The 12,868-nt window shown below is 58.4% G+C and carries 13 protein-coding genes; all 13 read right to left on the bottom strand.

Annotated features, from left to right (window positions below):
* Nucleotides 1-3: 3 nt before the first annotated feature.
* The 13 genes from FOI68_RS01530 to FOI68_RS01470 all read right to left on the bottom strand — a co-directional run bounded on the left by FOI68_RS01530 (nt 4) and on the right by FOI68_RS01470 (nt 12,763).
* Complete coding sequence (locus tag FOI68_RS01530) at nt 4-936, bottom strand: ABC transporter permease (RefSeq protein WP_035297890.1); 933 nt, start codon at nt 934-936, stop codon at nt 4-6.
* A 262-nt stretch (nt 937-1,198) separates the two neighbouring features.
* Nucleotides 1,199-2,839: a peptide ABC transporter substrate-binding protein gene (locus FOI68_RS01525; protein ID WP_143862134.1), complete on the bottom strand. Its 1,641-nt coding sequence runs from the start codon at nt 2,837-2,839 to the stop codon at nt 1,199-1,201.
* 120 nt (nt 2,840-2,959) lie between these two features.
* Nucleotides 2,960-3,430 (bottom strand): Lrp/AsnC family transcriptional regulator, encoded by a 471-nt coding sequence (locus FOI68_RS01520; protein ID WP_029099523.1) that lies wholly within the window; start codon nt 3,428-3,430, stop codon nt 2,960-2,962.
* A gap of 383 nt (nt 3,431-3,813) precedes the next feature.
* Nucleotides 3,814-5,118 (bottom strand): pyrimidine-nucleoside phosphorylase, encoded by a 1,305-nt coding sequence (locus FOI68_RS01515; RefSeq protein ID WP_044898944.1) that lies wholly within the window; start codon nt 5,116-5,118, stop codon nt 3,814-3,816.
* A 35-nt stretch (nt 5,119-5,153) separates the two neighbouring features.
* On the bottom strand, nt 5,154-5,963 hold the full coding sequence (locus tag FOI68_RS01510; protein WP_029099521.1) for a purine-nucleoside phosphorylase: 810 nt from the start codon (nt 5,961-5,963) through the stop codon (nt 5,154-5,156).
* Between the two features lie 36 nt (nt 5,964-5,999).
* Nucleotides 6,000-7,175: a phosphopentomutase gene (gene deoB, locus FOI68_RS01505; RefSeq protein WP_143862133.1), complete on the bottom strand. Its 1,176-nt coding sequence runs from the start codon at nt 7,173-7,175 to the stop codon at nt 6,000-6,002.
* A gap of 70 nt (nt 7,176-7,245) precedes the next feature.
* On the bottom strand, nt 7,246-8,133 hold the full coding sequence (gene xerD, locus FOI68_RS01500) for a site-specific tyrosine recombinase XerD (protein WP_065066249.1): 888 nt from the start codon (nt 8,131-8,133) through the stop codon (nt 7,246-7,248).
* Nucleotides 8,134-8,220: 87 nt separating this feature from the next.
* Nucleotides 8,221-8,460, bottom strand: a complete 240-nt coding sequence (locus tag FOI68_RS01495; RefSeq protein ID WP_029099518.1) for a YqzK family protein — start codon at nt 8,458-8,460, stop codon at nt 8,221-8,223.
* A 69-nt stretch (nt 8,461-8,529) separates the two neighbouring features.
* Complete coding sequence (ald, locus tag FOI68_RS01490; RefSeq protein ID WP_143862239.1) at nt 8,530-9,660, bottom strand: alanine dehydrogenase; 1,131 nt, start codon at nt 9,658-9,660, stop codon at nt 8,530-8,532.
* Between the two features lie 116 nt (nt 9,661-9,776).
* Entirely contained in the window at nt 9,777-10,241 is a 465-nt protein-coding gene (fur, locus tag FOI68_RS01485; RefSeq protein ID WP_035289716.1) for a ferric iron uptake transcriptional regulator, read from the bottom strand.
* 94 nt (nt 10,242-10,335) lie between these two features.
* On the bottom strand, nt 10,336-10,962 hold the full coding sequence (spoIIM, locus tag FOI68_RS01480; RefSeq protein WP_143862132.1) for a stage II sporulation protein M: 627 nt from the start codon (nt 10,960-10,962) through the stop codon (nt 10,336-10,338).
* A 57-nt stretch (nt 10,963-11,019) separates the two neighbouring features.
* The gene (locus FOI68_RS01475) at nt 11,020-12,219 is read right to left on the bottom strand and encodes an endonuclease Q family protein (RefSeq protein ID WP_143862131.1); all 1,200 of its coding nucleotides are present in this window, start codon (nt 12,217-12,219) and stop codon (nt 11,020-11,022) included.
* Nucleotides 12,206-12,763, bottom strand: a complete 558-nt coding sequence (locus tag FOI68_RS01470; RefSeq protein ID WP_143862130.1) for an NUDIX domain-containing protein — start codon at nt 12,761-12,763, stop codon at nt 12,206-12,208. Before FOI68_RS01470 ends, FOI68_RS01475 begins: the two co-directional genes overlap by 14 nt.
* Between the last annotated feature and the right edge of the window lie 105 nt (nt 12,764-12,868).

The raw sequence follows: 12,868 nt of genomic DNA, 5'->3' as shown, positions 1-12,868 counted from the left end.
TCATTACTCCCTTCCTGTGTCACTCAGCTTGATCCGAGGGTCAACCAGGGTGTACGCGATGTCTACGAGCAGAACCGCCGCGACGAGAATAATCGAGTAGAACACCGTCGTCCCCATGATGACGGTGTAGTCGCGGTTCGTGATGGAGAGAACGAACTCGCGTCCCAGTCCGGGGACCCCGAAAATGCGCTCGATGACAAACGCACCCGTCAAAATGTTGGCAACAAGCGGACCCAGGTAGGTAATGACAGGCAGGAGAGCGTTGCGAATCGCGTGCTTCACGGTAATCGTAAACGTGTTGAGGCCTTTCGCTTTGGCCGTCTTGATGTAGTCCTGGCTCAACACTTCCAGCATGTTGGAACGGGTCAGGCGGGCGATAAACGCCATCGGCATCGCAGACAGCGCGAGAGAAGGCAGGATGGTGTACTCAAACCCTTCCCACTTCGCAATAGGAAACCAGCCCCATTTAATTGCAAAGAAATATTGGTAAAATGATGCAAGGATAAAGCCGGGAACAGACAATCCGAGCACGGCGATCACCATGGCGGTATAGTCCTGCCATTTGTTGTGTTTCAACGCCGCGATGACCCCCAGCGTAATGCCTCCGAAGACAGCCAGCAGCAGCGCTTGCGCACCCAGGTGTGCCGACACGGGGAAGCCGCGGTTGATCATGTCATTGACCGTAGAGGATTTTTCCGTGAAAGACGGTCCCAAATCCCAGGTGATGATGCCCTTCAAGTAATCGAGATACTGCTCGTGCAGCGGCAGGTTCAGCTTGTATTTGGCCTCCAGCGCGGCACGAATTTCGTCCGGAACGTTTTTTTCCGACGTGAACGGACCGCCCGGCACCGCCTTCATGATGAAGAAGGTGGCCGTTACGATCAGGAAAAGCGAGAGAAGCATGAAAAAGATACGCTTGCCAAGATAACGGATCAAAAAACTTACCCCCTTGCAGATTGTTTGTTGCTTTCACGACCCATCTTTGCACTGCGTTCGCGCGGAATGCAGTGCAAAAATCGGCAGTGCAAATAACCCTTTGGTTCGATCTCTTGCACCCATCTTCTCTCTCTATCGGCCTGCTGCCGTCTGTCTCTTTGGAACCGGCCCGCAAAAGATAAGGTATATGGGGTTCCATATACCTTATCCCTGCAGAACCGGTTTCCTTCTGGGAACCGCTCAGGCGGCGGGGAAATCGAGATTACTCAATGTACGCCCATTTCCAGTCGACTCCGCCCAGACCATCGATCACGACGCCTTTGACATCGTCGTCCTTCACCCAGGAAAGGGTGTAGAAATAGATCGGCATGATGGGCATTTCGTCCATCAGGATCGCTTCCGCTTCGGCGAGGGTCTTCAAGCGCTGCTCTCCGGACTCCTTCGCGGATCGGTTCAGCAGCTCCTTGAACTTCGGATTTTCCCAACGGGTGTCGTTGTTGCCGCCATCCTTCTCTTTGTACAGCTCCAGGAAGTTGATCGGGTCGTTGAAGTCACCCAGCCAGCCCATGCGGCCGATCTGGAATTTCCCTTCGTGGAGGTCTTCCAGGTACACCTTCCACTCTTTGTTTTCCAGCTTCACTTCTACGCCGAGATTTTTCTTCCACTGGTCCTGAATCGCCTGGGCGATCTTTTGGTGCCCTTCGTTCGTGTTGTACGACAGGGTGATCGGCGGCAGCTTGGAAATGCCCAGCTCCTGCATGCCTTCGGCCAGAAGCTTTTTCGCCGTTTCCACGTCGTTGTCCTTGAAGTAGCCGTCCTTGTTCAGCGCCATCGACGGAGGCACTGCGCCCATGGCGGGGAGCTGGCCGGCCTGCAGGATGTTGTCAATCAGGGACTGGCGGTCGATCGCGTAGGCAAATGCCTTGCGGATCTTCACGTTGTTGAACGGCGGCTTCTCGGTGTTAAACTTGTACCAGTACGTACCCGCGATCGGCTGGGTCGTCATCTTGCCGGAGTCTTTCAGCGCCGGGATGGCATCCGTCGGCAGATTGCTCATCGGCGCGCCGGCCCAGTCGAGCTCGCCGTTTTCAAACATGGACAGCTCGGTGGTCTCGTCTTCCACCATGGAGAACTCGATGCGGTCCAGTTTTACGTTGTCCTTGTCCCAGTAATTGTCGTTTTTCACGAGCACCATCTTGCTCTTGTGCTCCCACGACTCCATCTTGAACGGGCCATTGCCCACGTGGGTGCTCGCTTCGTTCGCCCACTTCGGATTCGCTTCGACCACTTTTTTATTGACCGGATAATACGTTCTGAACGTGGTCAATTCAAGGAAAAACGGAGTCGGGTTTTCCAGTTTCACTTCCAGCGTCTTGTCGTCCAGCGCTTTCACGCCGACGTCTTCCGCTTTGGCTTTCCCCTTGTTGTAGGCTTCGCCGTTTTTCACGTAGTAGAGCTGATACGCGTAGTTGGACGCGGTTTTCGGATCGAGCGCGCGCTTCCACGCGTATTCGAAGTCATGTGCCGTTACCGGATCGCCGTTGCTCCACTTGCTGTCGCGCAGGTGGAACGTGTACGTCAGACCGTCTTCGGAAACGTCAATTTTTTCCGCTACGGACGGCTCCGGCGTTTTGCCGTCCTTGCCAATCCGGGTCAGGCCGTCGAACGTCGCCTGAATGATCGCACCGGACGTCGTGTCTTCCGCAATGCCCGGGTCAGCCGTCGGCGGCTCGGAATGCAGGTTCAGTCTCAGAAGCTGCGGTTTCTTCTCTGCGTTTGCGGCAGGCTGCTGACCGGCAGGCGCGTTTTGGTCGCCCGTGGATGCTTGCTGTCCGCCGCAACCGGCCAAGGCCGCACCGAGAACGGCTATGGAGCTGACAAGTGCAAAAATGCTCTTTTTCAACGCAATAACCCCCAATACACAGTTCTTTTTTGTCTGTTTCTTTTTTTGTCTTTTTTCAGAAAATTCAAAAACGACGAATGGACAAGTGCGGCAAATGACTTCGGCTGGCATCAACTCCTTTCACTGGATCGGCACTTCGTCGTCACGAACGAAAGAGAAGGAATCCTTGTACTGCTTCAGTTCCAGCGACACGTCGGCCGCAGCGATTCCTTCAATTTGCGAGAGGCGCTCGTTGACGAAGGTTATGAGTTCATCGTTATTATGGAAACACGCTTGAATGATCAAGTCGTGCTTGCCGCTGAACGCACCCACGAACCGCACCTCGGGAAACTTGCTCAGCTCCTCGGCCACGCTGTTTTGCGACCCCAGCTTGGTGGTCAGTCCGATAATGGCCTGAACGTGCAGACCCAGCTTTTCCGGATCGGGGTGAATGACGAACTGGAACACGCCATCTTGCAACAGGCGGGTGATGCGCGAACGGATGGTGCCCTCGCTCAAGCCAAGTTGATGAGCAATTTCGGTATAGGGTCGTCTTCCGTCTTCCTGGAGGATCTGCAGGATCTGTTTATCAACATGGTCCAGCTTTCTCATAAATACGATTTTTGTAGAACCTCCATCAGTTTTTTACGAAATTCGAAAAAATCGTTAACATTTTGCCTGTCACCTTAAAAATATACGCAATTGTTAATGGTGTCAACGAAATTTGACAAGTAGAATTATAAAAAATTATAAACTCATTCCTAACAATAAATAATTTTTTATATTTTTGCGCAAGGCTCTTTTCTTCCATTGAACCGCAATTCAGTTGATTAATCAATAAAAATTTATCGAGAATCGCACATTTCAATCCGAATCGCGGAAAAACCGCAACCGCTCTTCACTCTCCGCCGTTCTCGCTCTATGCAAACAGGGCGTGCGGCATCGACCGCACCCCCTGTTCCGCCGAACGGGTCGGCTCCAAGCATGTTCCCTTTTTATTCCACAATCTTGTAAATGAGCGGCTGTTCCGGCGGCTGCTCGCTGCTGTACGCAAACGCTTCGTCCATTTCCTGCAGGGCATTTTGCAGCAGGCGCTCGTCGTTGGCGTGCAGGGTGGCCAGCGGTTCGCCGGCGCGCACCTGATCCCCCCGCTTTTTGTGCAGCACGATGCCGACGGCCAGGTCAATCGGCATCTCCTTGGTCAAGCGGCCCGCTCCCAGCACGACGGAGGCGTGTCCGACCGTCTCGGCGTCGATCCCGGCCAGATAGCCGTCCTGTTTCGCCGTGACCTGTGCGGTCAATCCCGCTTTGGGCAGGCGGTCCGGTTCGTACACGTCGCGCTTGTCGCCGCCCTGTGCCTGTACCATTTGCGCCAGTTTATCCACGGCTTTGCCGCTGGCGATGATCTCCTCCAGACGGCCGCGCCCTTCGTCCACGGACGATGCCAGCCCGCCCAGCATGAGCATGCGCGCCCCGATCGCCAACGCCAATTCCGTCAAGTCCTTGGGACCGTTTCCGGCGAGCGTCTCGATCGCCTCTTTCACTTCCAGCGCGTTGCCCACGGCAAAGCCCAGCGGCTGGTTCATGTCGCTGATGACGGCCACCGTCCTGCGCCCCACCTGGCTGCCGATGTCCACCATTGCGCGGGCGAGCGTCTCCGCTTCTTCCAGCGTCTTCATGAACGCGCCTTTGCCCACTTTTACATCGAGCAGGATGGCGTCCGCTCCCGCCGCGATCTTTTTGGACATGATCGAGCTGGCGATCAGCGGCACCGCTTCCACCGTGGCGGTTACGTCACGCAGGGCGTACAGCTTTTTGTCGGCGGGAGTCAGGTTGCCCGACTGACCGATGACGGCCACGCCGATGTCCCGCACCTGCTGGAGGAACTGCTCGCGGGTGCGTTCCACCTGAAACCCGGCAAACGACTCCAGCTTGTCGATTGTTCCGCCCGAGTGCCCCAGGCCGCGGCCGGACATTTTGGCCACGGGAATGCCGGCGGCCGCCACCAGCGGCGCCACGACCAGCGTCGTCTTGTCGCCCACGCCGCCGGTGCTGTGTTTGTCCACTTTTACTCCAGGGATGGACGTCAGGTCCAACTGCTCCCCGGATTCAGCCATCGCCATGGTCAAATCGCCGGTCTCGCGCGGCGTCATGCCGCGGAAGAGCACGGCCATGGCCCAGGCGGACATTTGGTAGTCGGGAATGCTTCCATTCGTATAGCCGTCGACGAGAAACCGAATCTCCTCCGTGCTCAGCTCCTTGCCGTCCCGTTTCTTCGCAATGATATCCACCATGCGCATGCTGCTTCACCTCAACCTGTTGTACTGCTGTCTGCCTACAATTTCGCCACAATCCCGTTCACGAGTGACAGGAACTGTGCCTTCACCCGTTCGGTCGTCTCCATTACTTCATCGTGGGAAAGCGGCTGTTCCAAAATGCCGGCCGCCATGTTGCTGATGCAGGAAATGCCGAGCACGTTCATCCCCATGTGACGGGCCGCGATCACCTCCGGCACGGTCGACATGCCGACGGCGTCTCCTCCGAGAATCCGCAGCATGCGGATCTCCGCCGGCGTCTCGTAGCTCGGCCCCAGCAGCCCGACGTAGACCCCTTCCTGCAGCTCGATGCCCAGCTCCGCCGCCACCTCTTTGGCCACCGCGCGAAGCGATTTGGAATAGGCCTCCGACATGTCGGGGAAACGGGGGCCGAGCGTGTCGTCGTTGGGGCCGATCAGCGGGTTGCGGAACGTCATGTTGATGTGGTCGCGAATCAGCATCAGGTTGCCCGGCTTGTAGCTCTCGTTGATCCCGCCGGCGGCGTTGGTGACGATGATCGTCTCCACGCCGAGCTGTTTCATGACGCGGATCGGGAACACCACCGCGTCCAGTCCGTGACCTTCGTAATAATGGAAGCGCCCCTGCATGGCCACGACCTGCTTGCCCTGCAGGCTGCCGATGACAAGCTGTCCTTTGTGTCCGACCACCGTGGAGACGGTAAAGCCGGGAATCTCGTGGTACGGGATGACGACCGGATTTTCGATCTCGTCCGCCAGTACGCCCAGACCGGAGCCGAGCACCAGGCCGATCGTCGGTTTTTCCGTCAGTTTCGGTTGGATGTAGGCAACTGCCTCCTGTACGCTGCTCATCGTGTTTTCCCCTCTCGATCCCATTCTTTCATCCGTTTACAGTCTGGCCAAAAAGCTTTCCCCGATCTCCGGCGCCTTGACGCCAAAGTTTTCGGCAATCGTGGCGCCGACGTCGGCAAACGTGCCGCGAACGCCCAAATCGCTTCCCTGAACGATGCCCTTGTGGTAGACCAGAAGCGGCACGTATTCGCGGGTGTGGTCCGTGCCGTGGTGAACCGGGTCGTTGCCGTGATCGGCGGTGATGATCAACAGGTCGCCGTCGCCAAGCGCGCCGAGAAGCTCCGGAATGCGGGCGTCAAACTCCATCAGCGCCCGGCCGTAGCCTTCGGGATCGCGGCGGTGGCCAAACTTGGCGTCAAAGTCGACCAGGTTGACAAAGCTCAAGCCGGTAAACTCCTCGTTCATCGTCTTCAGCAGCTGGTCCACGCCGTCCATGTTGTCCTTGGTCCGGATGGAGCGGGTGATGCCCTCGTCGGCGTAAATGTCGCTGATTTTGCCGATCGCAATCGACGTCAGCCCCGCTTCCACAAGCCGGTTCATGACCGTCGGCGCAAACGGCTTGACGGAGTAATCATGCCGGTTGGCCGTGCGCACAAACGCCCCTGGCTTGCCGACGAACGGACGGGCGATGACGCGGGTGACGGCAAATTCGTCCCGCAGCGTCAGCTCGCGGGCGATCTGGCAGATCCGGTACAGCTCTTCCAGCGGCACCACTTCTTCGTGCGCCGCCACCTGGAACACGCTGTCGGCCGAGGTATAGACGATCACGTCGCCGGTCCGCATGTGCTCCTCGCCCAGCTCCTCGATGATCTCCGTGCCGGACGCCACCTTGTTGCCCAGCACCTTGCGCCCGATCCGCTGCTCAAATTCGCGGATCAGCTCGGCGGGAAAGCCGTTCGGATAGGTGCGAAACGGCGTGGACACGTGCAGGCCCATGATCTCCCAGTGTCCCGTCGTCGTGTCCTTGCCGATGGAGATCTCTTTCATTTTCCCCCAGTGCGCCTTGGGAGCCTCCGCTGCCGGGACGTTCCGCAGCGGGGCGATATTGCCCAGGCCGAGCGCCTGCAGATGGGGCACGACAAAGCCGTCGACGCGTTCGGCGATATGGCCCAGCGTATGGGCGCCTTCGTCGTTGAAGCGGGCCGCATCCGGCAGCTCCCCGATTCCGACGCTGTCCATCACAATTAAAAAGACTCGAGAAAATCGTGGCATGTGAACCGCCTCCTGCAACAATCATCCAAGTGTTCAGTCGTCAGACGTCTGACGAGGAAAAAAAGAGAGACTATGCTCTCGGGTGGGTTTTGGCGTAAATGTCCTTGATGCGCGAACGGGTCACATGGGTGTAGATCTGCGTCGTGGAGATGTCCGCGTGACCCAGCATTTCCTGAACCGACCGGAGATCCGCGCCGTTTTCCAACAGGTGCGTGGCAAACGAGTGGCGCAGCGTGTGCGGCGTGATTTCCGTCCGGATGTTGGCCTTCTGCGCGTAGCGCTTGATGATCTTCCAGAACCCCTGCCGGGTGATCTGCTTGCCCAGATGGTTGAGAAACAGGGCGGTCTCGCCCGGCTCCTTCAACAGCTTCGGCCGCCCCGCCTGCAGGTAGTGGCGAACCATTTGAATGGCGACGGAGCCGAGCGGGATGATCCGCTCTTTGGACCCCTTGCCCATGCATTTGACGAATCCCATCTCCAGGTTGACGTCGCTCACATCCAGGTTGACCAGTTCGGAGACGCGGATGCCGGTCGCGTAAAGCAGTTCCAGCATCGCTTTGTCGCGCAGCCCCGCCGGGGAGTTGACCGGCGGGCTGTCGAGAAGCCGTTCCACTTCTTCGACCGAGAGCACCTTGGGCAGGCGCTTTTCGATTTTGGGGGTCTCCAGATGGATGGACGGGTCCTTGTCTATGTATTTGTCGCGGACGAGAAATTGATAAAAGGCCCGGATGGACGCCAGGTTGCGGGACAGGGTGGCCGTGGCCCGCCCCTTTTCCTGCAGGGTCATCAGATAGCCGATAATCTGGCTCCGCGTGGAGTCCTCGATACGGTTCACCCCCTGCTCCTGCAGGTAAGCCGTATAGGCAACCATATCCCGCTGATACGATTCGAGCGTATTGGGCGACAGCCCCTTTTCCACAGCAAGGAAATGGATGAATTGATCGATCAGCATGTCCATGAAGCTGTTCCCCTTCAGGTAAGTGTCTTGTTATGCTTTCCACGCGGAGCGGAAAAGTCCTCTTTTTTCCCGCGAAAAAGGTGACCGTTACTCTCCCGTCAGGTAAAACAACTGCAGCCGGGCCAGGTACCCGTCCCAATCTTCGGACCCCTGGGCATTGATCAGCTTCACCACTTTGACGGCATTGCCGTGCGGTTCGCGGTAGGGATCGCCTGGCATGAACCTGTCGGACAGCAGGCTGATGATCCCGTAGGACAACAGCGTGCAGGTAACGAACAGGAGGAAAAACCGGAGTATCTCCATCAGCCGCCGAAACGGAAATCGCATCGATGCCAATCCTCCCCGCTTCCGTGTTACCTCCAGTATATGCGCCTGTCCCCCGCTCCATTCGGAACGCTACACCGGCAGGTCGTGCAGCGCGTCATCCAGCGGCACATACGGCAGATTCAGCGATGTGGCCACCGCTTCGTACACCACGTGGCCGTTCAGCACGTTGACACCGCGGGCGAGCGCCCGGTTTTGCGCGATGGCGGCGCGATACCCTTTGTTCGCCAACTGCAGGCCGTAGGGTATTGTAACATTGCTCAGGGCGATTGTCGACGTGCGCGGCACCGCTCCCGGCATATTGGCCACCGCGTAGTGGACGACGCCGTGTTTGACGTATGTCGGTTCACTGTGCGTGGTAATCCGGTCCACCGTCTCGATCGAGCCTCCCTGATCGATCGCCACGTCGACGATGACCGATCCGGGGGACATTGACTTGACCATCTCCTCCTTCACCAGCTTGGGCGCCCGCGATCCGGGGATCAGGACGGCCCCGATCAGGAGGTCGGCTTCCTTCACCGCCTGCGCGATGTTGTACTGGTTGGACATCAGCGTCCGCAGCCGTCCCTGGAACAGATCGTCCAGTTCGCGCAGCCGGTTGGCGTTGATGTCGAGAATCGTCACCTGCGCCCCCAGGCCGACCGCCATTTTGGCTGCATTGGTCCCGACGATGCCGCCGCCGACGATGACCACGTTGGCCGGCGTGACACCGGGGACGCCCCCCAGCAGGACTCCCTTGCCTCCGTGCGGCTTTTCCAGGAACTGCGCGCCGATCTGCACCGACATGCGGCCGGCCACCTCGCTCATCGGCATCAACAGCGGCAGGGAACCGTCATCGGTCTGGATCGTCTCGTAGGCGATCGCCACCACTTTCTTGGCGCAAAGCTGCTCGGTCAGCTCCCGCTCCGGCGCCAGATGCAGATAGGTAAACAAGATCAGGTTTTCGCGAAAGAACCCATATTCGGCAGGCAGCGGCTCTTTCACCTTGCAGATCATTTCCGCCTGCTGCCATACCTCCTTGGCGCTGCCGAGGATCTCCGCGCCGGCCGTGGAAAAGTCTTCGTCGGAAAAACCGGAGCCGGTCCCCGCCTGCGTCTCGACCAGCACGCGATGGCCCGCCTGTTTGTATGCGCTCACTCCGGCGGGGGTCAGCCCCACGCGGTTTTCGTTGTCCTTGATTTCCTTTGGCACCCCGATGATCATCACTCATTCGCCTCCTGTGGCTCGCGTTGCGCTTTCCTTATCATGCCACCGGACGTCCCGCTCCATAACCCGGCGCGGGAAAAAAAGAAAAACTTCTCCGTCACAGAGAAGTTTTTCTATTTGAAGTCCTCCACATTCACCTTGTCAATGCAGCGATGGCAAATGCCGTAGAAGGTGAGCCGATGGTCGGTAATATAAAAGTTGTAAACATTCTTGACCTTTTCCTCTGCGGAGACAAGCAGGTCTTCAAAGATCTCATCCACCGTGCCGCAGTTCAGGCAGATCAGGTGGTGGTGGTGGTACTCGGCGTTGTCGTCGCGCAGATCGTAGCGGGCCACCCCGTCGCCGAAGTTCATCTTGTGAATGATCTTCAGCTCGCTCAACAGTTCCAGGGTTCGATACACCGTGGCGAGACCGATTTCCGGGGCTTTTTCCTTGACCAAGAGGTAGACGTCTTCCGCACTCAGGTGATCTTCCTCGTTTTCCAGTAAAACGCGAACAGTGGCTTCACGTTGTGGCGTCAGTTTATAGTTCTGGGAATGTAGTTGCTGCTTGATCTTCTCTAACTTTTCTTCCAACATAAGTGCCCCTCCCCGCTCGCATGAAACCTGCTCCTATTATAGTAGAGGGGTGTTCCAGAAGTCAAATGCATACGTTATTAGATGAGAATTATTCTTAATTAAGCACCATCTGCATCAACCGGGGGGAAACGAACGTCTCGAACAGCGCCGCCACCGTCAGGACGGCCAGCATGGCGACGACCAGCACGGTGTAGCCGACGAAGTGGGGCAGAATCACGTCCCGTTTGCTCAGGAGCCGCGTCTTGATCAGCCGCAGGGAAAACGAGATGCCGCTCACCCCGACGATAAAGAGGGCCGGCACCACCAGCAGATTTTGCGGCAGCACGCCCGCCATCGCCAGCGTCACGCCGTGCCACTGAAGCTGATTCACCAGAAAGCCGACCGTAAACCCGACGACCACCCCTTTGAGAAACAACAGCAGAAGGATCATCGGCAGGCCGATGATGGACAGCCCCAGCACCCACAGGATGCCCACCGTTTTCGCGTAGTGGCCGAACGCCTGCTGGAAGTGGGCCGTCGGCTCGGGAATGCCCTGGCTGCCGAGATTGTTGAAAAAGTACTGCAGAAAGCCGAACAGCTCCTGTCTCTGGGAAAGCGGCAAGGAATTGACGATCACCGCTCCAAAAATAATGCCCATCGCAAACAGAACGATCGTGAACCAATAAAGCGACTGATGGTCTTTCGCATATGCCTGGATTGTTTGTCCGACTCTTTCCCGCACGCCGGTTCCCCTCCCGCAACGCTGATTACTGTACAGCTTATGCGGAAGCCCCGGTGCCTATGCCTTGCCCGCCTGCACGATCCTGCCGTACGTGCCGGCTCCCCCGGCCTTGACGTTCAGCCTTCCTTCCCTAGCCTGGACGATCAGGTCCGCAATCCGCTCGCCGACGACGCCGGCCAACTCCTCCCTGCCGACCCGGTGAAGAATGTTCATCTCCGTCCCAAACGCGCGGTACAGCCTGTCCCGCAGCCTGGGGCCGACTCCGGGGATAAACTCCAGCGGCACCTGCTCCACGTACGGGGGACGAAACAGCGGATGGACGCCGGGCGGACAATCAGCCAACTGTTCGATCCGGTCAAAGACACCCCGGACCACCCGTTTGAAGCCGCACTGCGGACAGCGGCCAACGGCGTCCGCCGGAAGCGTCGACTGGCACGATTGGCACGCGGTCTGATGGTATTTCCCCAACTGCGGATGAAGACCGTAGTTGACCGCGACGCCTCTCCCCGCTTCCCTGCGCAGGGCCCGTTTCCACTCCCGAAACGAGCGTTCGCCCATGGCGATCGCCTGGTACTCGCGGCCGATTTTCGCCAGCGAATGGGCGTCGGAATTGGTCAGGAACGTCTTGTCATGCAGTTCCGTCAACCGGTCGGCCATGTCCGTATTGGCGCTGAGCCCCAGTTCGACGGCGGGGATCAGCGAGGGATCCGCCACCTCCGCGAGCGAATCGGTGCAGCTTCCGTACAAGCCTTTGTGCGGCGTGAAAATATGGGCCGGAACCAGCACGCCGCCCCCTTCGGCGACCCTCTCCTGCAGTTCCCGCAGTGTGGCGCCGATCCGCTGGGAGCTGAGATGGACGTTTTTGCAGCAGCGGGAGAGCCAGTCGGTGAAGAGCCGCATGTCCCCCACGCTCGGCAGGTAACAGAGGAAATGGGCCTCTCCCCGTCCCGGTTCCTTAATCTCCACCTCGCATCCGAGAATCAGCAGGGTCTGCTTGTACTGAACGCCGCCGTCCCTGTGCTCTTCCGCCGCTCCCTTTTCCAGCAGGCCGATCACCTCCTCCTGCACCTCCGGGGCGTGAGCGTCGATGATCCCGATGACGTCCATGCCTTTCCGCTCGGACGCTTCTTCCAGAATCCGCGTCAGGGTCATCTGCCGGGACGCGGTGATTTTGACCGGTTTGCCGCTGTTCGTTCCGCCGATGTGGATGTGCATGTCACAGAAGTAGCGCGGCAGGCGGCTGTCAACCCCGTTCATGCAGCACCCGATTCTCCCAGGCAAACAGTGCCGCGACGGTCTTGGCGTCGCAAATCTCTCCCGTGCGATGCAGTTCCTTCGCCTCTTCCAGCGTCAGCTCCAGCACCTCGACAAACTCGTCCTCGTCGGGCCGGCTTTCCCCTTTTGTCAGGCCGGTCGCCACGTAGAGGTGCATGATTTCGTCGGCAAACCCCGGTGAGGTGTAGAACGAGCTGAGGTGGTCGTACTTGGCGGCCTGATACCCCGTCTCTTCTTCCAGTTCGCGCTTGGCGCAGGCGAGCGGCTCTTCTCCCGGCTCCAGCTTTCCTGCCGGAATCTCCACGATGGTCCGCTCCAGCGGTTTGCGGAACTGGCGCACGGCCACCATCCTGCCGTCCGGCGTCAGCGGCAGAACCGCCACCGCTCCCTGGTGATTGACAATTTCCCGCTTTGCCGTCCTGCCGTTGGGCAGCAGCACCTCATCCACCTTTACCTTGATAATCCGCCCGTCGTAAATCGGCTGGCTGCTGATGGTCTTTTCGTAAAAACGGTCTTGATCGCTCACGCTCATCATCCTTTTTCGCAGGGTCTGGTTCTAAACGCGTCCGGCTGCCTCATAAGTTGGGAGCAAGACGCTTGTCCACCCTTATTGTATCGGAGGCGTACAGGG

It is taken from the genome of Brevibacillus sp. LEMMJ03, from assembly GCF_007197875.1.
Classification (GTDB): Bacteria; Bacillota; Bacilli; order Brevibacillales; family Brevibacillaceae; genus Brevibacillus; species Brevibacillus thermoruber.
This window is presented reverse-complemented; position numbering and strand designations above follow the sequence as displayed.